At 70.0% G+C, this 25,647-nt stretch carries 21 protein-coding genes; 16 read left to right on the forward strand and 5 right to left on the reverse strand.

Annotated elements, in window-relative coordinates; translation table 11 throughout:
• The first annotated feature begins 132 nt into the window (after positions 1-132).
• Genes AB0L71_RS13645 through AB0L71_RS13655 form a run of 3 tightly spaced genes read left to right on the forward strand, consistent with a single transcriptional unit; the run spans position 133 to position 3,949 of the window.
• Entirely contained in the window at positions 133-546 is a 414-nt protein-coding gene (locus AB0L71_RS13645) for a hypothetical protein (protein WP_365242003.1), read from the forward strand.
• Positions 543-2,807, forward strand: coding sequence for a bifunctional polysaccharide deacetylase/glycosyltransferase family 2 protein (locus tag AB0L71_RS13650; protein ID WP_365242005.1), 2,265 nt, complete (start codon positions 543-545; stop codon positions 2,805-2,807). The genes AB0L71_RS13645 and AB0L71_RS13650 overlap by 4 nt, the downstream gene beginning before the upstream one ends.
• On the forward strand, positions 2,807-3,949 hold the full coding sequence (locus AB0L71_RS13655; protein WP_365242007.1) for an acyltransferase: 1,143 nt from the start codon (positions 2,807-2,809) through the stop codon (positions 3,947-3,949). The genes AB0L71_RS13650 and AB0L71_RS13655 overlap by 1 nt, the downstream gene beginning before the upstream one ends.
• Positions 3,950-3,997: 48 nt before the next feature.
• Here AB0L71_RS13655 and AB0L71_RS13660 read toward each other — a convergent pair whose 3' ends face one another.
• Both AB0L71_RS13660 and AB0L71_RS13665 read right to left on the reverse strand, forming a co-directional pair.
• On the reverse strand, positions 3,998-6,460 hold the full coding sequence (locus AB0L71_RS13660) for an MFS transporter (protein ID WP_365242009.1): 2,463 nt from the start codon (positions 6,458-6,460) through the stop codon (positions 3,998-4,000).
• Between the two features lie 239 nt (positions 6,461-6,699).
• Positions 6,700-7,143, reverse strand: coding sequence for an SRPBCC family protein (locus AB0L71_RS13665; RefSeq protein WP_365242011.1), 444 nt, complete (start codon positions 7,141-7,143; stop codon positions 6,700-6,702).
• Between the two features lie 248 nt (positions 7,144-7,391).
• Here AB0L71_RS13665 and AB0L71_RS13670 point away from each other — a divergent pair, with 248 nt between their 5' ends.
• Together AB0L71_RS13670 and AB0L71_RS13675 are read left to right on the forward strand one after the other, a co-directional pair.
• Entirely contained in the window at positions 7,392-7,937 is a 546-nt protein-coding gene (locus tag AB0L71_RS13670; protein ID WP_365242013.1) for a GNAT family N-acetyltransferase, read from the forward strand.
• Between the two features lie 291 nt (positions 7,938-8,228).
• Positions 8,229-9,827, forward strand: a complete 1,599-nt coding sequence (locus AB0L71_RS13675) for an alpha/beta hydrolase (protein WP_365242015.1) — start codon at positions 8,229-8,231, stop codon at positions 9,825-9,827.
• 123 nt (positions 9,828-9,950) lie between these two features.
• On the opposite strand, the gene AB0L71_RS13680 is transcribed toward AB0L71_RS13675, so the two are convergent.
• Positions 9,951-10,529, reverse strand: a complete 579-nt coding sequence (locus AB0L71_RS13680) for an adenylosuccinate lyase (protein WP_365242017.1) — start codon at positions 10,527-10,529, stop codon at positions 9,951-9,953.
• Between the two features lie 338 nt (positions 10,530-10,867).
• Between AB0L71_RS13680 and AB0L71_RS13685 the strand changes: the two genes are divergently transcribed.
• From AB0L71_RS13685 to pssA, 10 genes are all read left to right on the forward strand, one after another.
• A complete protein-coding gene (locus AB0L71_RS13685) occupies positions 10,868-12,649 on the forward strand; it encodes a 3-hydroxybutyryl-CoA dehydrogenase (RefSeq protein ID WP_365242019.1) in 1,782 nt (593 codons plus the stop codon).
• A 91-nt stretch (positions 12,650-12,740) separates the two neighbouring features.
• The gene (locus tag AB0L71_RS13690; protein ID WP_365242021.1) at positions 12,741-13,556 is read left to right on the forward strand and encodes a TetR family transcriptional regulator; all 816 of its coding nucleotides are present in this window, start codon (positions 12,741-12,743) and stop codon (positions 13,554-13,556) included.
• Between the two features lie 99 nt (positions 13,557-13,655).
• Positions 13,656-14,456 (forward strand): GNAT family N-acetyltransferase, encoded by an 801-nt coding sequence (locus AB0L71_RS13695; protein ID WP_365242023.1) that lies wholly within the window; start codon positions 13,656-13,658, stop codon positions 14,454-14,456.
• Positions 14,457-14,809: 353 nt separating this feature from the next.
• A complete protein-coding gene (ccrA, locus tag AB0L71_RS13700) occupies positions 14,810-16,147 on the forward strand; it encodes a crotonyl-CoA carboxylase/reductase (RefSeq protein WP_365242025.1) in 1,338 nt (445 codons plus the stop codon).
• A gap of 1 nt (position 16,148) precedes the next feature.
• Complete coding sequence (locus AB0L71_RS13705; protein ID WP_365242027.1) at positions 16,149-18,161, forward strand: protein meaA; 2,013 nt, start codon at positions 16,149-16,151, stop codon at positions 18,159-18,161.
• Entirely contained in the window at positions 18,158-19,120 is a 963-nt protein-coding gene (locus tag AB0L71_RS13710) for a CoA ester lyase (RefSeq protein WP_365242029.1), read from the forward strand. The genes AB0L71_RS13705 and AB0L71_RS13710 overlap by 4 nt, the downstream gene beginning before the upstream one ends.
• Before the next feature lies 1 nt (position 19,121).
• Positions 19,122-19,649 carry a MaoC family dehydratase gene (locus AB0L71_RS13715; protein ID WP_365242031.1) on the forward strand — a complete coding sequence of 176 codons (528 nt, stop codon included), beginning with the start codon at positions 19,122-19,124 and terminating at the stop codon, positions 19,647-19,649.
• A gap of 2 nt (positions 19,650-19,651) precedes the next feature.
• Positions 19,652-20,857 carry an acyl-CoA dehydrogenase family protein gene (locus tag AB0L71_RS13720; protein ID WP_365242033.1) on the forward strand — a complete coding sequence of 402 codons (1,206 nt, stop codon included), beginning with the start codon at positions 19,652-19,654 and terminating at the stop codon, positions 20,855-20,857.
• A gap of 181 nt (positions 20,858-21,038) precedes the next feature.
• Positions 21,039-21,686, forward strand: coding sequence for a phosphatidylserine decarboxylase (locus AB0L71_RS13725; RefSeq protein ID WP_365242035.1), 648 nt, complete (start codon positions 21,039-21,041; stop codon positions 21,684-21,686).
• Positions 21,673-22,530 carry a CDP-diacylglycerol--serine O-phosphatidyltransferase gene (pssA, locus tag AB0L71_RS13730; protein ID WP_365242037.1) on the forward strand — a complete coding sequence of 286 codons (858 nt, stop codon included), beginning with the start codon at positions 21,673-21,675 and terminating at the stop codon, positions 22,528-22,530. Before AB0L71_RS13725 ends, pssA begins: the two co-directional genes overlap by 14 nt.
• A gap of 99 nt (positions 22,531-22,629) precedes the next feature.
• Here pssA and AB0L71_RS13735 read toward each other — a convergent pair whose 3' ends face one another.
• A complete protein-coding gene (locus tag AB0L71_RS13735; RefSeq protein WP_365242039.1) occupies positions 22,630-23,661 on the reverse strand; it encodes a zinc-binding alcohol dehydrogenase family protein in 1,032 nt (343 codons plus the stop codon).
• Positions 23,662-23,911: 250 nt separating this feature from the next.
• Here AB0L71_RS13735 and AB0L71_RS13740 point away from each other — a divergent pair, with 250 nt between their 5' ends.
• A complete protein-coding gene (locus AB0L71_RS13740; RefSeq protein WP_365242041.1) occupies positions 23,912-24,409 on the forward strand; it encodes an SRPBCC family protein in 498 nt (165 codons plus the stop codon).
• Between the two features lie 22 nt (positions 24,410-24,431).
• On the opposite strand, the gene AB0L71_RS13745 is transcribed toward AB0L71_RS13740, so the two are convergent.
• The gene (locus AB0L71_RS13745) at positions 24,432-25,565 is read right to left on the reverse strand and encodes a glycerate kinase (protein WP_365242043.1); all 1,134 of its coding nucleotides are present in this window, start codon (positions 25,563-25,565) and stop codon (positions 24,432-24,434) included.
• Positions 25,566-25,647 lie beyond the last annotated feature (82 nt).

A 25,647-nucleotide genomic window follows, 5' to 3' on the forward strand; every position in this document is an offset into this window, starting at 1 on the left:
GCTGGACCTAGGGGCATGAGGGGCCGCCGGAGCGTTCATCCTCTCAGCTCTTCAACAGGTTGACCGCCGCTCCACAGCGTGCGGCCAGGAAAGGCCCAGATTTCACACATCGCCGTTTGCAAGCATGCGCACATGCAATCCGACGCCGCCATCGAGAACGACTCGACGCCACCCGACCGCCGCCGCAGGCACGCAGGTGCACACCGATCGCGTGCCGGGAGAGGAACCGGGGGCCAGGAGGGGCCCGTATTCGTGGACAGCTCCGGGCGCCGCGCCAGGCTGCTGCGCCGCGCGGGCATAGCGCTGGGCGTCTCCTGTGTCGGTTACGCGGCCGTGCTCGGCCTCGCGTTCATGGGAGGCATCTCCGTGTCGCCCTCGCAACTGCTGCCCTTCGGCGGCACTCCTGCCGCGCAGGGTGGACCGGCCGGGGGCATGCCTCCGGGCGCCGCGGTGGCGCCGCCGAGCGGGAGCCCCGGCGTCGGGGCGGACGGGTCGCTGTCACCCGCGGCTTCTCCCTCCGCTTCCGCCACCGGAGCCGCCCGATGAGTCAGACCCGTGACCGTTCCGCGGCCGGGCGACGGCACGCCACGCCGAGCAGGATCGGACGGGTCCGCCGCCAGGCGGTCCCGGCACCGCGCGTCGTCATCGCGCTTCTGCTGCTGCTCGGTCTCGTCTGCGTGATGCTGCTCGACGGCTATCTGCGGGCCGAGGTCGGAAACGACCAGCGGGTCCGCTCCGGAGCGAGCGCGAGCAATGTACCCGAGAGCGTCCTCGACGGCGGCCCCTTCCTCAGCTTCGAGGGAGGCACGGCGCGCACCCAGTCGGTGCCGGACAAGACGATCGTGCTGACCTTCGACGACGGTCCCGACCCCGAGTGGACCCAACAGGTCCTCGACATCCTGGACGACAACGACGTGCCGGGTACGTTCTTCCTCGTCGGCTCGATGATCTCGCGCTACCCCGACGTGGTGCGCCGCATGGTCGACGACGGCAACGAGGTGGGCATCCACACGTTCACACACGTCGACCTGTCGTACCAGAGCTCCTCCCGCGTCACCCGGGAGATCGCCCAGACGCAGCTCGCCCTCGCGGGGGCCGCGGGCATCACGACGACGCTGTTCCGCGCCCCGTACTCCTCCACCAACGACGCCATCGACAACTACAGCTGGCCCGTCTACCAGAAGCTCGGCGCCATGGGCTACACCAGTGTCTTCGTCGACACCGACAGCGAGGACTGGCAGAAGCCCGGCGTCAGCAAGATCGTCAAGTGGGCCACTCCGAAGAACGGCAAGGGCACTTCGGTGCTCTTCCACGACGCGGGCGGCGACCGGTCCCAGACGCTCGAGGCGCTGCCGCAGTACATCAAGAAGATGAAGGCGAAGGGCTACACCTTCACCACGGTCAGCGGCGCACAGACGACTACCAACACATCGACCGCACAGTCCACAGCGGGTGCCCCCAACGGACCCACCACCTCAAGCGACACCCGGCAGAACAACCCCGAGCAGGCCGCTCACCGGGCCGCGGACACCGTCACCCACGGGGAGGGCCGCGCCCTCCTCGCCGCGGTGGCCATCGCGGAGTGGACCGTGCCCGGCCTGGCCACCGCACTGGTGGTCGTCGGAGTCGCCGTGATGGGCAGGTTCGCCCTGATGCTCCTGCTCGCCCGGCGCCACTACCGGCAGCGCAACAGACGCCGCTTCGTCTGGGGACCCACGGTCACGGAACCGGTGAGCGTGATCGTGCCCGCGTACAACGAGAAGGAGTGCATCGCCAATACGCTCAAGTCGCTGGCGGCGAGCACCCATCCGATCGAGATCATTGTCGTCGACGACGGTTCGACCGACAACACCGCCGAGATCGCCGAGTCGCTGGGACTGCCCCATGTGCGGGTCGTCCGCCAGGAGAACGCGGGCAAGTCGGCCGCGCTCAACAACGGCGTGCGGCAGGCACGTTACGACATCGTCGTGATGATGGACGGCGACACCGTCTTCGAACCCGACACCGTCCACCGGCTCGTGCAGCCGTTCGGCGACCCTGAGGTCGGCGCGGTGGCCGGAAACGCCAAGGTCGGCAACCGCAACACACTGATCGGCGCCTGGCAGCACATCGAGTACGTGATGGGCTTCAACCTCGACCGCCGGATGTACGACCTGATGCGCTGCATGCCCACCATCCCGGGTGCGATCGGCGCCTTCCGCCGCGAGGCCGTACTGGCCGTCGGCGGAATGAGCGAGGACACGCTCGCCGAGGACACCGACATCACGATCGCCCTGCACCGCGCGGGGTGGCGGGTCGTGTACGCCGAGCACGCACGTGCCTGGACCGAGGCCCCCTCGTCGCTGGGCCAACTGTGGCGGCAGCGCTACCGCTGGAGCTACGGCACGATGCAGGCGCTCTGGAAACACCGCGGATCGGTCACGGACCGGGGGCCCTCGGGACGCTTCGGCCGGGTCGGCATGCCGCTGGTCGTCCTCTTCCAGATCGTCACGCCCGTCTTCGCCCCGCTGATCGACGTGTTCACGCTCTACGCGATGATCTTTGTCGACCTCAAGGCGTCCCTGCTGGCCTGGCTGGCCGTACTGGTGGTCCAACTGGTCTGCGCGGCCTACGCGTTCCGCCTTGACGGCGAGAAGTACCGCTACCTGCTGATGCTTCCGCTGCAGCAGCTGGCCTACCGGCAGCTGATGTATCTGGTGCTGATCCACTCATGTGTCACCGCCGCGACCGGCGGCCGGCTGCGCTGGCAGAAGCTGAAGCGCACCGGCGAGGTCGGTACGCCGACACCCGGCACGGAGGTGCGCTGATGGCGGGCGCACACCGCAGGGGAGCACCACCGCGGCCGCCGCGCACGCGGGAACCGGGGGCGCACCTCGTCACCGATGAGCCGGAGCACGCACCGTCGGGTCCCTCGGGCCCTGGCGCCCGGCGCGGCGGCCGTGACCGCTATGTCGACGCACTGCGGGCCTTCGCCCTGGTGCGCGTGGTCACGTATCACACCTTCGAATGGCCCTGGCTGGGGCTGGTCTTCCCGTCCATGGGGGTGATGTTCGCGCTCGCCGGATCGCTGATGGCGCGATCCCTGGAGCGGCCCGCCGTGCAGGTGATCCGCGGCCGGCTGCGCCGGCTGCTGATCCCGGTGTGGGTGTTCGCACTGGTGCTCGGTGTGGCGATGCTGCTGCACGGCTGGCTCCCCGGCGCCGACGCCCTGTACTGGGTGCTGCCGGTGGGCGATCCTCCCGGCAACGCGTGGGGCGAACAGGCGTGGGCGGTGCTCTGGTACCTGCGGGCCTATCTGTGGTTCGTCCTGCTGTCGCCGCTCCTGCTGCGCCTCTTCCGCCTCGCCCCGCTTCCCGTGCTCGCTCTGTCCCTCGTCCCCGTCGTGCTCCTGACGGTGGTGTGGAGCGTGCCGGACGGACGTCTGGGCAGTGCGCTCAGCGATCTGTCGATCTTCCTGTTCTGCTGGCTGCTGGGCTTCGCGCACCGGGACGGTGTCCTCGACCGGCTCCGTCCCGCGGCCGTCCTGGTCGCGGCGTCGGCCCTGATGGCGGTGGGCGGCTGGTGGGCTCTCCATCACCGGGTCGACGGTTCCTACGATCTCGACGACATCCCGCTCGCCCAGGCGCTGTGGTCCGCTGGATTCGTGCTGGTGCTCCTGCGCTTCCGGCCGGACTTCGGGTGGCTCGCCCGGCACTCCGTGGCGGACCGGATCGTGAAGGTCTTCAACGCCCGCGCCGTGACGGTCTATCTGTGGCACGAGGTCGCGCTGATGGTGAGCGTGCCGCTGATCGACCTGATGTGGAACGTGCCGGCCCTGGAACGGGATCTTCCGCTGGACAGCCCGTGGTTCCAGTTCGCGGTCGCCTGGGTGCTGATCGCCGGGGCGGTGGCGCTGTTCGGCTGGGTCGAGGACCTCGCGGCGAAGCGGGGGCCGCGGCTGCTGCCGTGACCTGTCCGCCCGCCGCGTCCCCGGCCGTCGACCGCCGGCCCTGAGCTGTCAGTCGGCGTGCCCCAGTTGGAGGTCACGTTCGGTACGCCCGCCACCGGCGACCTGGAGCACGGTGGCCACCGGCGGGTACCCGGCCGCGATCACCGTGTACTCACCGGTGGACAGGTCCACGAACCGGAAGGCGCCGTCGGGTCCGGTGGTGAGCGTGTCGACCACATTGCCCGCCGCGTCCAGGAGGGTGACCCGGGCGTCCTCGACGAGTCGGCCGCCGCTCGCCCGGACGACGCCGCGCAGCACCGCTCCCCCGGCGAGTTCGATGTCCTGCCGGGTCTCCCGGGCGGCCTGCACGCTCACCGGCAGCGCGGCAGGCCGGAAGGCGGGGGCACTGGCGGCGAGGGTGTACTCCCCGGCCACCAGCTCCGTGATCACGTAACCGCCTTCGCGACCGCTGCGAGTGGACGCGACGACTTCGCCCCGCACGTCGGTGAGTGTCACCGCGGCGTCGCGCACCGGAATGCCGTCGGCGGTGACGACGGTCCCGGCCAGGCGTCCGGCGCCGCCGAGCACCACGTCGAGGTCCACGGGCCGTTCGCCGACGGTCACGCTGACGGCCTGCGGCTGATGGCCCCCGGCAGCCGCGATGAGCACGTACGAGCCCGCGCCGGGCACGCTCAGCGCGTACCGCCCGTCGTCCGCGCTCGCACCGCGTCCGACCTGCTTTCCCTGGACGTCGATGAGGGTGAGCGCGGCACGTGGGACCTTCGTGCCGTCGGGGTGCTGGACGCTGCCGCACACCGGTACGCCCGACAGGTACACGGCGGACGACGGGGCTGCGGCGGCGGTGGGCGTGGTGCGTGCGGTGGGGATCGGCGCGGTTTCGGCGGAGGACTCGGGGCTTTGAGAGGTCACCAGCGGTTTCTCCTTGAGGAAGAAGGCGAAGAGCAGGCCGAGCACGAGCACCGGCACGAGGTAGAGGAAAATGCGCGGCATCGCGTCGGCGTATGCCTGGATGTAGCTGTCGCGGAGCGCGGGCTCCAGGGAGTGGACCAGTTGCGGGGTGATCGATTCGGGGTCGGGAAGGTCGACCCCGGACGGCAGACGCACCGCGAGGGCATCTGCCAGACGGCCCGCGAACAGCGTCCCGAAGACGGCGGCGCCGACGCTGCCGCCGATCTGCCGGAAGTAGTTGTTGGCGCTGGTGGCGGCGCCGAGGTCGGTGGGCTTCACGGAGTTCTGCACGGCGAGCACCAGAACCGGCATGACCAGGCCGATCCCGATACCGAGCACGGCCTGGGCGATGCTGTACTCGACGCGCGGGGTGTCCGTCTCCAGCCGGGAGAGCAGCCACATGCCGACCACCGAGATCGCGCCGCCGAGGATCGGATAGACGCGGTAGCGGCCGTTGCGGGAGATCAGCTGGCCGGAGACGACGGACGCGGCGACGATGCCGCCCATCATCGGGAGCATCAGCAGCCCCGACTCGGTGGCCGTGGCGCCGTCGACCATCTGAAGGAATGTCGGCAGGTAGCTGGCGGCACCGAACAGCGCGACCCCGACGACCGCGCCGACGAGCGCGGTGATGTTGAAGATGGAGTCGCGGAACAGCCGCAGCGGAATGATCGGTTCGACCGCCCGGCGCTCGACGACGAGGAAGAGCAGGGCCGTTCCGACGGCTCCGGCACCGAGCCCGAGGATGGTGGGCGAGCCCCAGGCGTACTCCGTGCCGCCCCAACTGGTGAGCAGCACCAGGCAGGTGGAGGCGGCGGCGAGCAGCAGCGCACCGAGGATGTCGAGCCGGGGCCGGGCGGTGGGCCTGGGGAGCTTCAGTACGACGGTGATGACGGCGAGGGTGATCAGGCCGAAGGGGACGTTGATGTAGAAGCACCAGCGCCAGGAGGCGTGGTCGGTGAAGAATCCGCCGAGCAGCGGGCCGGCGACGGAGGCGAGGCCGAAGGCGGCGCCGATGAGTCCCATGAACCGGCCGCGTTCCCTGGGCGGTACGACATCCGCGATGATCGCCTGGACACCGATCATGAGTCCGCCGCCGCCGATGCCCTGGACGGCACGGAAGGCGATCAGTTCGTCCATGGTGCGGGACCAGCCGGCCAGCGCCGAGCCGAGGACGAAGACGACGATCGCGAACTGGAAGACGCCCTTGCGGCCGAAGAGGTCGCCGAGCTTTCCGTAGATCGGCAGCCCGATCGTGGAGGCGAGGAGGTAGGCGGTGACGGCCCAGGACATCTTCTCCAGGCCGTGCAGCTCACCGACGATCTTGGGCAGTGCGGTGGCGACGATCATCTGGTCGAGCGCCGCGAGCAGGAGCGTGAGCATCAGCCCGAGGAAGACCAGCCGGATGTGGCGGGGGTCGGTCCCCGGTGCGGCGGGCGTTGCGACGGGTGCCGCTTCCTCTTCCGCCGCTGCCGCAGGAGGCGATAAGGCCGGCGTGTTCGCCGCCCCGGCGGTGCCCGCACCGTCCGGCCCGTCCTCCAACAGAGTGATCCCACCCGCCACGTACCGCTCCCCTCATCGCATCCGCGCCGCCCATTTCTCGCATTGCGCGACGAGGAAGGGCAAACCGATGAGGGGGCGCTGACGGCGCACTCGGGAGGCTTAGCCGCCGGTGAGAGGCACTACGGCGCACAACCGGGGAGGCCGGGAGAACCACCCGATCCGGTGAGACCGATCAAGAGACCGGGAAGCCGCTTCCCGGTCTCTTCTACTTCCCGGTCCTGGCTACTTCCCGGCCTCGGCTACTTCTCGACCTCGGCGGCGAGGTTCTGCAGCAGTTCGTCGTAGATCCTCGCCAGACCCTTGGGCGCGAAGGTCCTCTCGAAGAATCCGCCGATGCCGCCCGCACCGTTCCAGACGGTCGACACGACCGCCTTCGACTTGCCCTCACCGGCCGGAGTGACGATCCAGGTGGTGACCATGGAGGAGTTGCGGTCCTTCTCCACGAGCTGCCCGTCGGTGGGCTCGGTGACCTCCAGCAGGCAGTCACGGACCCGCTTGCTGGTGGCCTGGAGCTTCCAGTGGACGAGGGTGCCCTCGCCGTCACCGCCCTCGCGCACCTCGTACTCGCTGAAGTGTCCGGGCAGCACCTTCCTCCGGGTCTCCTGGTAATCGGCCAGCGCGTCGAACACCGTCTCCGCGTCCGCCGCGATGACCCGCTCCGTCGTGGCCTCGACCTGCGCCATGCCTGCTCCTCCAGCACTTGGTTGTTCGGGTGTGCCGAGCCAACCATCTCCGGCAGTCCGCTCAAAATCGGGATGGGACGAATGGGGCGAAATGATCAATGGAATACGCGTTCCCTTCTCCGGCCAGTGTCCACATCGCTGAGCGCCGAGCCTGCTTGCCGCACCTCGTGAGCGTGAGGGTCCGGTCGGTGGCCTGATCGGTACGCGAGCCTTGATCGCTTCCAAGCTCGGTGGCTAGGTTGGCCGGCATGGCTGACCCCAGACCCCTCGCCTGGCCACCTGCCCCGATCAGGACCGAGCGGCTCGTACTCCGCGAGTCCGAGGCCCGGGACCGCGCGGCAGTCATTGAGCTGAGCGCCTCGCCAGAGGTGGGCACCTACCTCGGCGGCCCTCGACCGCGCGCCGAACTCGAACGCACGGTGCCCGAGGTGCCCGGGCGGCGCCCAGGCTTCTTCATGGTCGAGCTCGACGGAGCGACGATCGGCACCCTCCAGCTCGACCCGCACGACCCCGAGCGTCCGGGGAACCGTCCGGAGGCCGGGGGGACCGAACTCGGATACTTGTTCCTGCCGGGGACGTGGGGACGCGGATACGCCACCGAGGCGTGCACGGCGGCACTCGACTGGTTCGCCGGCGCGCTGCCCGGTGAGCCGGTGGTGCTCTACACCCAGACCGCCAACACCCGCTCGATGCGCCTCGCGGCGAAGCTCGGGTTCACCGAACTGGAACGGTTCGAGGCGTACGGCGCCGAACAGTGGCTCGGCGTGTGGTCTTCGGTCACGCCGCCCGCTTGAGCTCGCGCTCGACAGCGCGGATCCATGGTGTCATCGAGCGGTGGCCGGCCTCGGCGCGGACGGCCATCGCATACGCCAGAGCCGTGCGAGGGCGACAGGCGACGTGAACCACTCCTCAACTCGGCTTGAATCCGTGGTCTCCAGACGCTCGTGACTGCGGGATGCCCGACCCGTCCGCACAGGCAATTGGGTCAACTCTCGACAGAACAGGTCCATCCGGGCATCGATGTGGGGAGCATGCGGCGGGGGCTGCATCCCGTGCAGCCGCATTCCCCCACCACGGGAGGCCATATGACGAAGCGTCCAGGAATTCTGCTCGCCGCCGGTGTGACGGTCGCCGGCCTGGTGACCGCCGCTCCGGCCACCGCCGAGACCGCTGCGCGGCACGCACCGGATCGGCTCACATGGACCGACTGCCCCACCAAGACGTATCCGAGGCTGCAGTGCTCATCGGTCAGCTCTCCGCTCGACCATGACGATCCGTCGGGTCGCCGCATCACCCTCGCCCTGTCCCGGATCCCGCACACCGCGACGACCTTCCAGGGCCCTCTGTTCGTCAATCCGGGCGGCCCCGGGGGCAGCGGGCTGTCGATGGCCGGTTTCGTGGCGTCCTCGCTGCCGAAGGCGGTGGCCGCGCAGTACGACGTGATCGGCTTCGACCCGCGCGGCGTCGGGAAGAGCCGGCCGGCGCTGGACTGCGTACCGAAGTACTTCGAGCCGCCGCGCCCCGCCTCCGTGCCGGATGCGCCCGGCGTCGAGGAGGCCAACCGGAACCGGGCCCGTTCGTTCGCCGAGGCCTGTGGGCAGAAGTACCCGGATCTCCTGCCGTACATGGACACCGTCAGCGCGGCCAAGGACCTCGACGTGATCCGCGAGGCGACCGGCTCCGGGCAGATCAACTACTTCGGTTACTCCTACGGGACCTACCTCGGCGCGGTGTACGCCAAGCTGTTCCCGGAGCGGGTGCGCCGTCTGGTGCTGGACTCGAACGTCGACCCGGACGGCGTCTGGTACGACGACAACATCGGGCAGAACTACGCCTTCGACGCCCGGCACAAGGCGTTCGCCGCCTGGGTGGCGAAGCACGACAGCAGCTACCGGCTCGGCAGCGACCCGGCGGAGGTCGAGGCCGCCTGGTACGCGATGCGGAAGGCCGTCGGGGCGCGCCCCGCGGGCGGCAAGGTCGGGACGGCCGAACTGGAGGACACGTTCCTTCCCGGCGGCTACTACAACGGCTACTGGCCCTCCCTGGCCGAGGCGTTCGCGGCCTATGTGAACGACCATGACGAGGACGCGCTGGTGAAGGCGTACCAGAGGTACGGCGCGGTCGACGCGAAGGGCGACAACGGGTATGCGGTCTACTCGGCCGTGCAGTGCCGCGACGCCGAGTGGCCCCGCCCCTGGAGCACCTGGCGCAACGACAGCTGGCGCGTCCAGGCCAAGGCACCCTTCTACACCTGGAACAACACCTGGTACAACGCGCCGTGCGCCGACTGGCCGGTGGAACCGCTGAACCCGGTCCGGGTCACCAACAGGAGCCTGCCGCCGGTGCTGCTCTTCCAGGCGACCGAGGACGCGGCCACGCCGTACGAGGGCGGAATCACCCTCCACCGCCAACTGCACGGCTCCCGGCTGGTCGTCGAGCAGGGCGGCGGCAACCACGGCATCACCCTGAGCGGGAACGACTGCCTGGACACCTACCTCGCGGACTATCTCGCCAAGGGCGCCGTCCCGCGCGCGAAGGGCAGCCGCGCCGACCCGGACGCCTTCTGCGCCAAGTCCCCGGACCCGCAGCCGCTGACCGACCAAGCGGCCCCGAAGTCGGCCCGGGGAGCGGAGTCCGCCACCAGGGGCAGCATCCTGCACAGGCTGCTGGGCTTCCGCGGCTGACGGCACACGGCCTCTGGCCGACATCACCCGCGGGTCGTCACGGCGCGGATGCGCCACGACGGCCCGCGGCACGTCCACGGTCCGGGCCCGGCCCTGCGCCCTAGGTGCGCTGGGTGCGCACGCTCATCCCCTCTGCCCCGGCAGCCGGCTGAGGGCGTCGCGTGCCGCGTCACCCAGGCGCGGGTGCGGCAGGGCCGCCTCCAGCACCGGGCGGGCCTGCCGGTCCCCGAGCAGGCCGAGCCCTTCCACACAGGCGAGCGCGACCCGCCAGTGCGGTTCGTCCGAGGCCAGGAGGCGCCCCAGGGTGCTCATCAGCGCCGGTACGGACTCCGGGGCCCGCAGCGTGGTGAGCAGCCGCACCGGATGCAGGGCGTAGGCGGTGCGCAGGGTGTTCGTCGCCAGTGCGGCGGCGGCCCGGGGCGTGCGGGGGTCGCCGAGGCGCGCCAGGGCGTGGGCGGCGCTCACGCAGCGCTCCGGGTCGCGGTGGTTGAGCAGCAGGACCAGCGTCTCGAAGGCCCGCCGGTCGCCGTCGCAGCCGAGCCGGAACGCGGCGAGTTCCCGGGCCCACAGCGGGCGGTCGGGTTCCACCAGGACCCGGGCCAGTTCCTCGTGGTCATCGGTGGCGAGCAGCCCGCGGTAGGCTGCCGGCTCCCCCGCCTCTTGCGCCAGCCGGTCCACCAGCGACCGGAACTCCTCGTCCATGACCGTCAGCGTATCGACGACGACCGTGCGTGTGACCCGAAGCACAGGAATCCGGGGCTGGCGCGCTCGTTACCGACCGGTTAAGCTCATGTGAGCGGGACACACTCCCGTCGGCTCCGGTGGCCTGGTGACGCAGCCACCCGGAGTGCTTGTCGGTTCGGCAGCATCGTGAGACGTGACTCCGGGACAGAGTCCGTCGCCCCTTCCCGGTCCGGGCGTGCCCCGCGCGCCCCGGTCCTGAGCACCACGACACGCAACTCCCGCACGCCCTGCGCCCTTTCATCCCCTCAGCGCGCCGTGCCTCCTCACAGCCGTCACTCATTCTCTGGAGTCCCGTGATGGACACCCCGCTCAGCACCATCGCCGTCGTCGGTCTCGGCACCATGGGAACCGGCATCGCCGAAGTCCTGACCCGTGCAGGCCACGAGGTCATCGGTATCGACATCGACGGCGCGGCCGCCCGTCAGGCCGTCGCCACCCTGGAAGCAGCCACCGCCCGCGCCGTGCGGCGCGAGCGGATCACCGAGGAGGAGCGGAGCGAGATCCTCACCCGGTTCCGCACCTCCGGCGACCTCCGGGCCGCCGCGGAGGCTGAGCTGGTCATCGAGGTCGTGCCCGAGTCGTACGAGCTCAAGCAGCAGGTCTTCCGGGAGCTCGACGCGATCGTCTCCCCCACCGCGATCCTGGCGACCGGGACCAACGCCCTGTCGGTGACCCGGCTCGCCGCCGAGTCGCTGCATCCCGAGCGGGTGATCGGGATGCACTTCTTCAACCCGGCGCCCGTCATGAAGCTGGTCGAGGTGGTCTCCTCGGTGCTGACCGCGCCGCCGGCCGTCGAGGCGGTCACCGAGCTCGCCCGCAGCCTGGGCAAGGAGCCGGTCGCGGTCGGCGACCGGCCCGGTTTCGTCGCCGACGGGCTGCTGTTCGGGTACCTCAACCAGGCCGCCGCGATGTACGAGGCGAACTACGCGTCGCGTGAGGACATCGACGCGGCGATGAAGCTGGGCTGTGGCCTGCCGATGGGCCCGCTCGCCCTGCTCGACCTGATCGGGATCGACACCGCCCGCACCGTCCTGGAGGCCATGTACTCCGCGTCGCACGACCGGCTGCACGCCCCGGCCCCCATCCTCGGGCAGCTCAGCGAGGCGGGGCTGACCGGCCGCAAGTCGGGCCGCGGCTTCTACACGTATGCCGAGGCGGGCAGCCCGACCGTGGTGCCGGATGCGCTCACCCCGTCCGGGAGCGCAGCGGCGGACGGCGGGCGCACCGTGGGGTCCGTGGGTGTCGCGGGCTCCGGGACGATGGCCTCGGGGATCGCGGAGGTCTTCGCGAAGGCCGGGTACGACGTGGTGCTGGCGGCCCGCAGCCCGGAGAAGGCGGACACGGCGAAGGGCCGGATCGCCACGTCGCTGGAGCGTTCCGTCACCAAGGGGCGGATGACCGCCGAGGCACGGGACGAGACCCTGTCGCGGATCACCACCGCCGGTTCCCTGGACGCCTTCGCCGATGTCGATCTGGCGGTCGAGGCGGTCGCCGAGGACCTCTCGGTCAAGCAGCAGCTGTTCGGGACGATGGACAAGGTCTGCAAGCCGGGCGCGGCGCTTGCCACGACCACCTCGTCGCTGCCGGTCGTGGCCATCGCCCGGGCCACCTCGCGCCCGCAGGACGTCATCGGGATGCACTTCTTCAACCCGGCGCCCGCGATGAAGCTGGTCGAGGTCGTCCGTACGGTGCTGACCGCCGACGATGTGCACGCCACCGTCCGGGACGTGTGCGTCAAGATCCGCAAGCACCCGGTGGACTGCGGGGACCGGGCCGGCTTCATCGTCAACGCGCTGCTGTTCCCGTACCTCAACAACGCGATCAAGATGGTCGAGGAGCACTACGCGAGCCTCGACGACATCGACGCCGCGATGAAGCTGGGCGGAGGCTACCCGATGGGCCCGTTCGAGCTCCTCGACGTCGTGGGCCTGGACGTCTCGCTCGCCATCGAGAAGGTGCTGCACAGCGAGTTCCGCGACCCGGGCCTGGCCCCGGCGCCCCTGCTGGAGCATCTGGTGGCCGCGGGCTGCCTCGGCCGCAAGACGGGGCGCGGCTTCCGCGAATATGCCCGGCGCTGAGCCGGGAGCCGGGTGGGGAGGGCTGCTCGACCCGTCGGGCGGCCCGCCCCCACGGGCGCAGTCACCCGCACCGATGCAGTACGTTCACACCATGTCCCAGCCTGCCAGGTCCCCCCGTGTCTCCGCCGCGCCCGAAGCCCAGGAGAGTGCCGCAGGCACCCGTGCCGCCGCCCAACGGCTCAAAATGCGCCGCGAACTGGCCGCCGCGGCCATGGAACTCTTCGCCACAAAGGGGTACGAGGCGACCACGGTCGACGAGATCGCGGGCGCCGCGGGGGTCGCCCGGCGGACCTTCTTCCGGCACTTCCGCTCCAAGGAAGAGGCGATCTTCCCGGACCACGACGACACCCTCGTCAGGGCCGAGGCCGTCCTCCACGCCGCCCCCGCACACGAGCATCCGCTCGACACCGTCTGCCGCGGCATCAAGGAAGTCATGAAGATGTACGCGGCGAAGCCCGCGGTCTCCGTGGCCCGCTACAAGCTGACCCGCGAGGTCCCCACCCTGCGCGAGGCCGAGATCGCCTCGGTGGCCCGCTACGAGCGGCTGTTCACGCGCTATCTGCTGGGCCACTTCGACGAGCGCGACCACCAGGTCGGCAATGACGACCCGCTGCTCGCGGAGGTCGCGGCGTCCGCCGTCGTCACCGCGCACAACCATGTGCTGCGCCGCTGGCTGCGGGCGGGCGGTGAGGGCGACGTGGAGGCCCAGCTCGACCATGCCTTCGCGATCGTCCGCGACACGTTCGGGACCGGCATCGGGGCGGGCCGGATCGCCGGTGCCGAACCGGCGAGGCAGCCGGCCGCCACGATGGCCTCCCAGGGCGAGGTACTGGTCGCGGTGGCGCGGACGGACGCCCCGCTCGACGAAGTGATGCACACGATCCAGCAGGCGCTCAAGAGCCGCTGAACGGCCGGGCCGGCCCCGCTCGACGGACGGGGCCGCTGCCCCCTGCCCCGTACCGGAAACCCGGTTGCCGCCCATCGCACCCGGTGCTGGGGTGTGCGGATGACACGCTCTGAGCACGACACACTCCTGTCCCTCTTCGACGGTGAGATGCGTGAGCGCGCCCGCCCCGACGGCCCCGGCGTCCGCGTCGAGCGCGCCGACGGTGTCGTACGGCAGGTCGGCTCGGCCGACGACTGGAACGGGGTCGTCTGGTCGGCCCCGGACCTGGACGCCGCACGGGCGGACGCGGCGATCGCGGCACAGGTGGCGTGCTACACGGCACTGGGGCACGACGCATTCGAGTGGAAGCTGTACGCGCACGACCGGCCGGCGGATCTGGCGGAGCGGCTGCTGGCGGCCGGTTTCGAGGCGTCGGAGCCGGAGACCCTGCTGGTCGCCCCGGTCACGGACCTCTCGACGGTGGTGGAGCTGCCCGAGGGCGTCCGGTTGCGCATGGTGCGTGACGAGGACGACGTCGACCTGATGACCCGCGTCCACGAGCAGGCATTCGATGCGGACGGCTCCCGACTGCGGCATCAGGTCCTGGCCAGGCTGGCCGAGGCCCCGGACAGCTTTGCCGGCGTCCTCGCGATGGCGGGCGACGAGCCGGTGAGCTCGGCCAGGATGGAGCTGTACCCGGGAACGGGCTTCGCGGGCCTCTGGGGCGGCGGAACGGTCGAGGCGTGGCGCGGGAGGGGCATCTACCGGGCCCTGGTCGCCCACCGCGCCCGGATCGCGGCGGAGCGCGGCTACGGCTACCTCCAGGTCGATGCCTCCGACCAGAGCTGCCCGATCCTCCGACGCCTCGGGTTTCTGGAGCTGAGCACCACGACTCCGTACGTGCGCCGCCTCTCCTCCTGACCCCACCCGAGCGGACGGAACCACCCAAAACACCCCTCCCCCTGCTCATGCGTGCCCGGCGGGTGACAACCGAGGGAAATTGTTGGCACCCAGTGCCTTGCCAGGTGTCACGGAGTGCCATACGTTGAAGTTGTCCGGGCGGCCGGCGTACTGAGACCTCACGTACGCCGGCTGTCCCCGCAAGCCATGTGCGTGCGCGCCCGGACGCCTGCGTCACAGGCACACCTTCTGCTCCACAGAGCAAGCCAGCCGTACCAGCCGAACCGACGGCAGCACCTCCCCACCACAGCTCCCCTTCTGCTCGCAGGGATCCTCAAGCGTTCCCTCAGCGCCCCTTCCGCCGGAGGCACACCGTGAAGGAAATCCTGGACGCGATCCAATCGCAGGACAGCACGGCCGCGGACTTCGCGGCCCTGTCCATCCCCGAGTCGTACCGCGCGGTGACCGTGCACAAGGACGAGACCGAGATGTTCGCGGGACTCGCCACCCGCGACAAGGACCCCCGCAAGTCGCTGCACGTCGACGAGGTGCCGGTGCCCGAACTCGGGCCCGGCGAGGCGCTGGTCGCCGTCATGGCCAGCTCGGTGAACTACAACTCCGTGTGGACCTCGATCTTCGAGCCGCTGTCCACCTTCGGCTTCCTGGAGCGCTACGGCAGGCTCAGCGAGCTCACCAAGCGCCATGACCTGCCGTACCACGTCATCGGCTCCGACCTCGCGGGCGTCGTCCTGCGCACCGGCCCCGGCGTCAACGCCTGGCACCCCGGCGACGAGGTCGTCGCGCACTGCCTCTCGGTCGAGCTGGAGTCCTCGGACGGCCACAACGACACGATGCTCGACCCCGAGCAGCGCATCTGGGGCTTCGAGACCAACTTCGGCGGCCTCGCGGAGATCGCGCTCGTCAAGTCCAACCAGCTGATGCCGAAGCCGAAGCACCTCAGCTGGGAGGAGGCCGCGGCCCCTGGGCTGGTCAACTCCACCGCGTACCGCCAGCTCGTCTCGCGCAACGGCGCCGGTATGAAGCAGGGCGACAACGTGCTGATCTGGGGCGCGAGCGGCGGACTCGGTTCCTACGCCACGCAGTTCGCCCTGGCGGGTGGCGCCAACCCGATCTGTGTCGTCTCCAGCGAGCAGAAGGCGGACATCTGCCGGAAGATGGGCGCCGAGGCGATCATCGACCGCAACGCCGAGGACTACAAGTTCTGGAAGGACGAGCACACCCAGGACCCGCGCGAGTGGAAGCGGTTCGGCAAGCGCATCCGTGAACTCACCGGCGGCGAGGACGTGGACATCGTCTTCGAGCACCCGGGCCGCGAGACGTTCGGCGCCTCGGTCTACGTGACCCGCAAGGGCGGCACCATCGTCACCTGCGCCTCGACCTCCGGCTACAACCACGAGTACGACAACCGCTATCTGTGGATGTCGCTGAAGAGGATCGTGGGCTCGCACTTCGCCAACTATCGCGAGGCGTGGGAGGCCAACCGCCTGGTGGCCAAGGGCAAGATCCACCCGACGCTGTCGAAGGTCTACTCGCTGGAGGACACCGGTCAGGCCGCGTACGACGTCCACCGCAACCTCCACCAGGGCAAGGTCGGGGTCCTGGCGCTGGCGCCGCGCGAGGGCCTGGGCGTGCGCGACCCGGAGCTGCGCGAGAAGCACATCGACGCCATCAACCGCTTCCGGGACGTCTGAGATGACGCGCCCCCGGAAGGACCGCCCGTGGCTCATGCGGACGTACGCCGGTCACTCGACCGCCGAGGCGTCCAACGAGCTCTACCGCCGCAACCTCGCCAAGGGCCAGACGGGTCTGTCGGTCGCCTTCGACCTGCCGACGCAGACCGGGTACGACCCCGACCACATCCTCGCCCGCGGCGAGGTCGGCCGGGTCGGCGTGCCCGTGTCGCACCTCGGTGACATGCGCCGACTGTTCCAGGACATCCCCCTGGAGCAGATGAACACCTCGATGACCATCAACGCCACCGCGATGTGGCTGCTGGCGCTCTACCAGGTGGTCGCGGAGGAGCAGGGCGCGGACGTCGCCCGGCTCCAGGGCACCACGCAGAACGACATCGTCAAGGAGTACCTCTCGCGCGGGACACACGTCTTCCCGCCCGGGCCCTCCCTGCGGCTGACCACCGACATGATCACGTACACGGTCAACCACATCCCGAAGTGGAACCCGATCAACATCTGCAGCTACCACCTGCAGGAGGCGGGGGCCACTCCGGTCCAGGAGATCGCGTACGCCATGTCGACGGCCATCGCGGTCCTGGACGCCGTACGCGACTCCGGCCAGGTGCCCGAGCAGAAGTTCGGGGACGTCGTGGCACGGATCTCGTTCTTCGTGAACGCGGGCGTCCGCTTCATCGAGGAGATGTGCAAGATGCGCGCCTTCGGCCGCATCTGGGACCAGGTCACCCGCGAGCGCTACGGCATCGCCGACGCCAAGCAGCGCCGCTTCCGCTATGGCGTCCAGGTCAACTCGCTCGGACTGACCGAGGCCCAGCCGGAGAACAACGTCCAGCGCATCGTCCTCGAAATGCTGGCCGTCACCCTGTCCAAGGATGCCCGCGCCCGGGCCGTCCAGCTGCCGGCCTGGAACGAGGCGCTGGGCCTGCCCCGGCCCTGGGACCAGCAGTGGTCGCTCCGTATCCAGCAGGTCCTCGCGCACGAGAGCGATCTGCTGGAGTACGAGGACATCTTCGCCGGATCGCATGTCATCGAGGCGAAGGTGGACGAGCTGGTCACCGAATCGCTCGCCGAGATGGCCCGGATCGAGCAGATGGGCGGCGCCATGGCGGCCGTCGAGTCCGGCTATCTGAAGTCCGAGCTGGTTTCCTCGCACGCCGCCCGGCGGGCCCGGATCGAGGCCGGCGAGGAGGAGATCGTCGGGGTCAACATCCACGGGACGACGGAACCGAACCCGCTCACCGCCGACCTCGACGGGGCGATCATGACGGTCGACCCGGCCAATGAGGCCAGGGTCGTCACCGCCCTCCACGAATGGCGCGACAACCGCGACGAGGCCCGTGCCACCGACGCGCTGGCCGCACTGAAGAAGGCCGCCGCGGGCACCGAGAACATGATGGAAGCGACCCTGGAGTGCGCCCGCGCGGGTGTCACCACCGGCGAGTGGTCCTGGGCGCTGCGCGATGTCTTCGGCGAGTTCCGGGCGCCGACGGGTGTCTCGTCGGCCCCGGTCGCGGTCACCGCAGAGGCCGGCACACCGCTCGCCCTGGTCCGCGAGAAGGTCGCCCGCACCGCGGCCGACCTGGGCGCCGGGCGGCTGCGGCTGCTGGTCGGCAAGCCCGGCCTGGACGGGCACTCCAACGGTGCCGAACAGATCGCCGTACGGGCCCGCGACGCCGGCTTCGAGGTCGTCTACCAGGGGATCAGGCTGACCCCCGAGCAGATCGTCTCGGCCGCCCTCGCCGAGGACGTGCACTGCGTCGGTCTGTCGATCCTGTCCGGCTCGCACGCCGAACTCGTCCCCGACGTGCTGACCCGGCTGCGCGAGGCGGGCGCCACCGACATTCCGGTGATCGCGGGTGGGATCATTCCTCCCGCCGATGCCGCGGCCCTGCTCTGGGCCGGAGTCGCCGCCGTATTCACCCCGAAGGATTTCGGTATCACGGAGATCATCGGCCGTATCGTCGACGAGATCCGGAAAGCCAACAAGCTCGACCCCCTGGAGGTCCCCGCATGACTGCCGTCAACCGCCTGCGTCCGCGCCGCTCGTGCCTGGCCGTACCCGGCTCGAACCCGCGGTTCCTGGAGAAGGCGCAGGGGCTCCCGGCCGACCAGGTCTTCCTCGACCTGGAGGACGCCTGCGCGCCGCTGGCCAAGGAGGGCGCCCGGCACACCATCGTCGACGCGCTGAACAACGGCGACTGGACGGGCAAGACCCGGGCCGTCCGGGTCAACGACTGGACGACGCACTGGACGTACCGCGACGTCGTCACGGTCGTCGAGGGCGCGGGCCAGAACCTGGACTGCATCATGCTGCCGAAGGTGCAGGACGCCCAGCAGGTCGTCGCCCTGGACCTGCTGCTCACCCAGATCGAGAAGACGATGGGCTTCGAGGTCGGCAGGATCGGCATCGAGGCGCAGATCGAGAACGCCAAGGGCCTGGTGAACATCGACGACATCGCCGCCGCGTCGCCCCGTCTGGAGACCCTGATCTTCGGCCCGGCCGACTTCATGGCGTCGATCAACATGAAGACCCTGGTCGTCGGGCAGCAGCCGCCCGGGTACGGCGCGGACGCGTACCACTACATCCTGATGCGCATCCTGATGGCGGCCCGTACGCACGACCTCCAGGCGATCGACGGCCCCTTCCTCCAGATCCGGGACGTGGACGCCTACCGCGAGGTCGCCGGCCGTGCGGCCGCGCTGGGCTTCGACGGCAAGTGGGTGCTGCACCCCGGCCAGGTCGAGGCCGCCAACGAGGTCTTCTCGCCCACCCAGGAGGACTACGACCACGCCGAGCTGATCCTCGACGCATACGAGTGGTGCACCTCGGAGAAGGGCGGCAAGAAGGGCTCGGAGATGCTCGGCGACGAGATGATCGACGAGGCCAGCCGCAAGATGGCACTCGTCATCGCGGGCAAGGGCCGCGCGGCCGGGATGCAGCGCACCACCAAGTTCGAAGCGCCGGAGGCCTGACATGCAGTTCGGACGCACCTATGAGGAGTTCGAGGTCGGCGCGGTCTACAAGCACTGGCCCGGAAAGACGGTCACCGAGTACGACGACCACCTGTTCTGTCTGCTGACCATGAACCATCACCCGCTCCACATGGACAGCAACTACGCGGAACGGACGACCGACTTCGGCAAGAACGTCGTCGTCGGCAACTACATCTACTCGCTGCTGCTCGGCATGTCCGTTCCGGACGTCTCCGGGAAGGCGATCGCCAACCTCGAGATCGAGTCGCTGAAACATGTCGCCCCGACCTTCCACGGCGACACGATCTACGGCGAGACGACCGTGCTGGACAAGACCCCGTCGAGGTCCAAGAGCGACCGGGGAATCGTCCACGTGGAGACCCGGGGGTACAAGCAGGACGGCACGCTCGTGTGCGTGTTCCGTCGCAAGGTGATGGTCCCCACCGAGACGTACATCAAGGAGCGCGGCGGGGAGCAGCCCGGCCGTCCCGAGCTGAACCAGCCTTCCCAGAAGAACGCGGAGAAGTAGCCATGACGCGACTTGCCCAGACCTCGGGCCTCAACGATGTCCAGCAGGAAATCCTCTCCACGGTCCGGGACTTCGTCGACAAGGAGATCATTCCGGTCGCGACCCAGCTGGAGCACCGGGACGAGTACCCGACCGAGATCGTCGAGGGCCTCAAGGAACTCGGTCTGTTCGGACTGATGATTCCGGAGGAGTACGGGGGGCTGGGCGAGTCGCTGCTCACCTACGCACTGTGCGTGGAGGAAATCGCCCGCGGCTGGATGAGCGTGTCGGGAATCATCAACACGCATTTCATCGTGGCCTACATGCTCAAGCAGCACGGCACCCAGGAACAGAAGGACACGTTCCTGCCGCGGATGGCACTGGGCGAGGTCCGTGGCGCGTTCTCGATGTCCGAGCCGGGGCTGGGCTCCGATGTCTCGGCGATCACGTCCAAGGGCGTCAGGGACGGCGAGGAGTACGTCCTGAACGGCCAGAAGATGTGGCTGACGAACGGGGGTACGTCCTCGCTCGTCGCCGTGCTGTGCCGGAGTGACGAAGGCCACCCCGAGGGAACCGCTCCGCACAAGTCGATGACGACGTTCCTGGTGGAGAAGGAGCCCGGTTTCGGTGAAGTGCGGCCCGGACTCACCATTCCCGGCAAAATTGACAAAATGGGTTACAAGGGTGTCGATACCACCGAACTCATCATGGACGGGCTGCGCATTCCGGCCAATCGAGTGCTGGGCGGCACCACCGGCCGAGGGTTTTACCAAATGATGGACGGCGTCGAGGTCGGCCGGGTGAATGTCGCGGCCCGTGGCTGCGGAGTCGCGCAGCGTGCATTCGAGCTGGGCGTTTCCTATGCACAGCAGCGCCAGACCTTCGGAAAGCCGATCGCTCAGCATCAAGCGATCCAGTTCAAGCTGGCCGAAATGGCCACCAAGGTCGAGGCCGCCCATGCGATGATGGTCAACGCAGCCCGCAAAAAGGACTCCGGGGAACGAAACGACCTGGAGGCAGGGATGGCGAAGTACCTCGCCTCCGAGTACTGCAAGGAAGTCGTCGAGGACGCCTTCCGTATCCACGGCGGTTACGGCTTCTCCAAGGAGTACGAGATCGAGCGCCTCTACCGGGAGGCACCGATGCTGTTGATCGGTGAAGGTACCGCCGAGATCCAGAAAATGATCATTGGGCGCCGACTCCTCGAGGAGTACCGGTTCCAGGGTTGATTGTCCCTTTCGAGGCGATTTAGCCGCGAAGAAGATCACACCCTGTCACCCTCAGGCGGCGCCTTCACGCCGTCCGACTCGGCTGCTGGCTTGCCCAGTTGCAGCTGGCAACCGATAACATCGCCGGAAAAGCCGCCGTCCCCCGTTGCCAGCGCGGCCTCATCCGCTACGAAGGTCATCCATGCCCGTCAGCCAAACCTCTGCACCGCGCGGCGGAGTCCGCCTTGCGCGCGGAGCTTCGCCGTGGCTCCTCCCGACCGTCGCCACCGCAGCACTCAGCCTCACCCGGGCCCGCAGGTCCGGACGCTGGGCCGCGGTGGCCGTGCCCACCACCGCGCTCGCGGCGGGCATGCTCTGGTTCTTCCGCGACCCCGAGCGCGAGATCACCCAGGGCCGGGTCATCTCTCCGGCCGACGGTGTGGTGCAGAGCATCATGCCGTGGAAGGACGGGCGCACCCGCGTCGCGATCTTCATGAGCCCGTTGAATGTCCACGTCAACCGTGCGCCCCTGGCCGGCACGGTGACCTCGGTCGAGCACATCCCCGGTGGGTTCGTCCCGGCGTTCAACAAGGAGAGCGAGAACAACGAGCGCGTTGTCTGGCACTTCGACACCGAGCTCGGCGACATCGAGATGGTGCAGATCGCGGGTGCGGTCGCCCGTCGGATCGTTCCCTACGTCCCGCGGGGAACGAAGGTGGAGCAGGGTGAGCGCATCGGTCTGATCCGCTTCGGCTCCCGAGTCGACATCTACCTTCCGGAAGGTATCGATGTCGCGGTCGAGGTCGGTCAGGCCACCACCGCGGGGGTGACTCGAATTGACCGTGATTGAACGTGACACCCAGGCCGGCTGGGTGCCCGAAGCGGATGCGGAGGAGGACCCCGGAGAGGACATGCCCCTCTCTCTCCGCCTGTCGATAGCGGACACCCTCACGCTCGGCAACGCCACGTGCGGTTTCATGGCGGTGTACTTCACCACCACCGGCATCCTGATCCCGCACCTCACGGGCAGCGACGAGAGCGGCATGGCCCGGCACTCCGCGGCCACCGCCGTGATCCTCATGCTCCTGGCCGCCGTGTTCGACCTCTTCGACGGGCTCGTGGCACGCAAGCTGCGCTCCTCGCCGATGGGGGCCGAGCTTGACAACCTCTCCGACCTGATCAGCTTCGGCCTCGCGCCGGCGTACTTCGTCCTCGTGTACGGCATGGTCGCGGACGACGCACACCAGCGGGTGTCGGCACTGGCGGCGATCGTGGTGCTGCTGGCGGTGGTGCTCAGACTTGCCAGATTCTCCTGCGTGACCATGAAGGACGGCATGTTCCAGGGCATGCCGAGCCCCTTCGGAGCGCTCACGGTCGTCTCGATCGTGCTCCTGGAGCTGCCCTTCGTCCCGACGCTCCTCGCGATCGTCGGAGTGGCGTGGCTGATGGTCAGCCGGGTCGAGTACCCGAAGCCGCGGGGCGTCCTCGCGGTGGCGATGCTCAGCTGGATCGTGGCCGCGATGGGGCTGCTCGCCGCGTGGGCGTTCGACGCTCCCGGTGGTCAGCTGCTCCTCCAGACCGGCTGTGCGCTCCAGGTGGTCCTCGGAGCGGTGATCCCGCTCTTCGCGACGGCGCGGCGGGTCAACACCTTCCGCGGCAACCGGCGTGACGCACGGGCGGCGCAGCTGCCGTAACGGCGGGAAGAACACATGACGAGGGCCCCGGGTGATCCCACACCCGGGGCCCTCGCGCATGTCCGAGGGACGCCGGACTCGGGGCGACGAGTCCGGTTCTCATCCGGGCACGAGGACGGCTGCCCCGTTCACCCGGTCCCCCGCCAGATCTTCCAGTGCCCGGTCGGCTCTGCTCAGCGGATAGGGGGTCACCGTGGCCCGGATGCCCACGCGACCGGCCAGGGCGAGGAATTCCCGGCCGTCCTCGCGGGTGTTCGAGGTGACGCTGCGCAGATCGCGCTCCTGGAACAGATGGCGCTGGTAGTTCAGCACCGGGATGTCGGACAGATGGATCCCGGCGACGGCGAGTGTGCCGGAGCGGTCCAGTGCCTCCATCGCCACCGGCACCAGGTCGCCGACGGGGGCGAACAGGATCGCCGAGTCCAGGGGCTCCGGCGGACGGTCGTAGGCGCCGCCCACCGACGCGGCGCCGAGCTCCAGAGCGAGCGCCCGTGCCTGGGCCGAGCGGGTCAGCACATGGACGGTTGCACCCTCGGCGATGGCCACCTGGGCCGCCAGATGCGCCGAAGCGCCGAAGCCGTAGAGCCCGAGCCGCCCGCCCTTCGGGAGGGCGCTGCGCCGCAGTGAGCGGTATCCGATGATCCCCGCGCAGAGCAGGGGTGCGAGGCTCACGGCGTCCTGGTCCTCCGGGAGGCGGTAGGCGAACGCCTCCGGAACCAGTGCGGTGTCGGCGAAGCCGCCGTCCGCGTCCCACCCGGTGTAGGTGGACCGCGGACAGAGGTTCTCCTGGCCGGCCCGGCAGTACCGGCAGGTCCCGCAGGTGCCGCGCAGCCAGGCTCCGCCCACCCGGTCGCCGACCCGGTACCTACCGGCCCCCTCACCGAGGGCCGCCACCCGGCCGACGATCTCGTGTCCGGGGACCGTGAGGGGGCGGCGCGGCGGGAGGTCGCCCTCGGCGAGATGGAGGTCGGTGCGGCAGACACCGCACGCCTCCACGTTCAGGAGGAGCTCGCCGGGCCCGGGAGGAGGTGTGGTGCGGCGGATGCGGGTCAGGGGCCCGGTGGCGATCGGGCCGGGTGCCTGGACGGCCCAGCCGCTCTGCTCGGCCGGGGCGGGCTCGGAGACAGTCACAGATCCAGCGTGCGATGCCGGAGCCGGAGCGGCAACCGCCGCGTTGCCGAACGCGCTTCTACCAGGAGATCCGGCGACTGAGCGTCCGACGCTCCGGCAGGGCGGCGGAGCAGGACGCCTGAATCACTCCACCGGCTGTGCGACGGGTGCGTGGGTCCGCGATCCGAAGCAGTCTGAGGGGCGACGGCACCGCGACGAGGGCGACTGGACGCCGACACCCGGGCGGCCGGACGCCGTAAGAGGTGGAGCCATGCCCCCTGTGTCTGCGTATGTCCATGTGTCCCGCCCCGCCGATGAGATCTTCTCGTTCCTCCGGGATCCACGGAATCTGGCCGTGTGGTCGTCGAGCATAGATCAGGTGCTCGAGGGCCCGATCAGTACGGAACTCGGTGACGAGTACACCTGCAAGTTCCCGGGCAGACGACGGGCGCACCGCCTCACCTGTACCGCGAGCGCGCCCGTGGAGTACCTGGCCTTCCGTGGTGCGCGCATGTGGACCCCGCTCGGCCGGCACTCGCCCGAGCTCGAGTTCCGGCTGAGTCCCTGCCGGAACGGCACGTTGGTCACCATGTCGGTCAAGGCCCATCTGGACGGCGGCATGATCATTCTTGCCCCGTTCGTGACGATGGCATGGCGCCGCGATCTGCCGGTGGAGCTGCAGTGCCTGGCGGAGCTGCTCAACGGCGGGGAGGATCCGCTGGATGATCCGGAGACGGGTGCCGGTCCGGCCCTCGGCATCGCTCCATGAAGGGTGCCGGCGCCGCAGCGGACTACAGCAGGACGTCACGGGCGAGCGCCTCGGCCGCCCGTTCCAGCAGGGGCCCGGCCTGGGCGATGCAGACCGCGGGGTCCGGTTCCAGGTCCGTGAGGGCATACGCCCGGCTGATACCGGCGCCGGCCAGGGCCTCGGGCGGCAGGGCCAGGCGCCCGCAGACCGCGAGGACCTCGATGCCCGCGGCGCGGGCTGCGGCGGCCACGCCTGCCGGGGCCTTGCCGTGGAGGGTCTGCTCGTCGAGCGACCCCTCTCCGGTGATCACCAGCGTGGCGCGGGCCAGCGCGGGCCCGAAGCCCAGGACGTCCAGCAAGACCTCGATGCCGGGGCGGAACCGGGCGCCGAGAGCGACCAGCGCCCCGTAGCCGATGCCGCCCGCCGCGCCCGCCCCGGGCAGCCGGGCCCTGTCCGGGCCCAGGACGGACGCGTAGTGGGCGAGCGCGGCGTCCAGGACCGCGATGTCGTCGTCGGTGGCGCCCTTCTGCCGCCCGTAGACCGCGGGCGCGCCCTTGGGGCCGGTCAGCGGATTGTCCACATCACTGGCCAGGATCAGGTCCACGTCGGCCACCCGCGGGTCGAGGCCGGAGAGATCCGCCTCGGCCAGGTCCCCGAGGCCGCCGCCACCGGGTGCGGCGGGTCTGCCGTCCGCGTCCAGGAAGCGGGCCCCGAGCGCGGTCAGCATGCCCGCGCCACCGTCCGTCGTCGCGCTGCCGCCGACGCCGAACACGATCGTCCGGGCGCCCGCGTCCAGCGCCGCGGTCAGCAGTTCGCCGGAGCCGTACGTGGTGGCGGTGAGCGGAGCGAACACTCCTGCCGGAAGGTACTGAAGGCCCGATGCCTCGGCCATCTCCACCACCGCCGTGCTGCCGCGCAGCGCGTAGGCCGCGGTCACCGGTGTTCCGAGCGGCCCGGCCACCCGTACCTCCCGGCGCTCGAACCCGGCGGCCACCGCCGCCGCAACCGTGCCGTCGCCGCCGTCCGCCACGGGCAGGGTCTCGACCTGTACCCCCGGGACGACGCGCCGCAGCCCGGCCGTCACCCGCTCCGCCGCCTGCACGGCCGTGAGCGAGCCCTTGAACTTGTCCACCGCGACCAGCACATGTGCCGCCCTGCGAGCTGCCCTGTCCGCCACCCCGCATCCCCCTTCCGTCTTCCGTACGAACCGCCGCGTCGCCCCGACCCTATCCACCGCGGATGCCGGCTGGCCGAAACCG

Origin of the sequence: Streptomyces sp. NPDC052052, assembly GCF_040680455.1 — a bacterium.
GTDB lineage: Bacteria > Actinomycetota > Actinomycetes > Streptomycetales > Streptomycetaceae > Streptomyces.

Excerpts from the sequence above, each read along its gene's own strand:
- AB0L71_RS13645 (WP_365242003.1), top strand. The coding sequence starts at position 133 with ATGCAATCCGACGCCGCCATCGAGAACGACTCGACGCCACCCGACCGC.
- AB0L71_RS13650 (WP_365242005.1), top strand. The coding sequence starts at position 543 with ATGAGTCAGACCCGTGACCGTTCCGCGGCCGGGCGACGGCACGCCACG.
- AB0L71_RS13655 (WP_365242007.1), top strand. The coding sequence starts at position 2,807 with ATGGCGGGCGCACACCGCAGGGGAGCACCACCGCGGCCGCCGCGCACG.
- AB0L71_RS13665 (WP_365242011.1), bottom strand. The coding sequence starts at position 7,143 with ATGGCGCAGGTCGAGGCCACGACGGAGCGGGTCATCGCGGCGGACGCG.
- AB0L71_RS13670 (WP_365242013.1), top strand. The coding sequence starts at position 7,392 with ATGGCTGACCCCAGACCCCTCGCCTGGCCACCTGCCCCGATCAGGACC.
- AB0L71_RS13675 (WP_365242015.1), top strand. The coding sequence starts at position 8,229 with ATGACGAAGCGTCCAGGAATTCTGCTCGCCGCCGGTGTGACGGTCGCC.
- AB0L71_RS13680 (WP_365242017.1), bottom strand. The coding sequence starts at position 10,529 with ATGGACGAGGAGTTCCGGTCGCTGGTGGACCGGCTGGCGCAAGAGGCG.
- AB0L71_RS13685 (WP_365242019.1), top strand. The coding sequence starts at position 10,868 with ATGGACACCCCGCTCAGCACCATCGCCGTCGTCGGTCTCGGCACCATG.
- AB0L71_RS13690 (WP_365242021.1), top strand. The coding sequence starts at position 12,741 with ATGTCCCAGCCTGCCAGGTCCCCCCGTGTCTCCGCCGCGCCCGAAGCC.
- AB0L71_RS13695 (WP_365242023.1), top strand. The coding sequence starts at position 13,656 with ATGACACGCTCTGAGCACGACACACTCCTGTCCCTCTTCGACGGTGAG.
- AB0L71_RS13705 (WP_365242027.1), top strand. The coding sequence starts at position 16,149 with ATGACGCGCCCCCGGAAGGACCGCCCGTGGCTCATGCGGACGTACGCC.
- AB0L71_RS13710 (WP_365242029.1), top strand. The coding sequence starts at position 18,158 with ATGACTGCCGTCAACCGCCTGCGTCCGCGCCGCTCGTGCCTGGCCGTA.
- AB0L71_RS13715 (WP_365242031.1), top strand. The coding sequence starts at position 19,122 with ATGCAGTTCGGACGCACCTATGAGGAGTTCGAGGTCGGCGCGGTCTAC.
- AB0L71_RS13720 (WP_365242033.1), top strand. The coding sequence starts at position 19,652 with ATGACGCGACTTGCCCAGACCTCGGGCCTCAACGATGTCCAGCAGGAA.
- AB0L71_RS13725 (WP_365242035.1), top strand. The coding sequence starts at position 21,039 with ATGCCCGTCAGCCAAACCTCTGCACCGCGCGGCGGAGTCCGCCTTGCG.
- AB0L71_RS13740 (WP_365242041.1), top strand. The coding sequence starts at position 23,912 with ATGCCCCCTGTGTCTGCGTATGTCCATGTGTCCCGCCCCGCCGATGAG.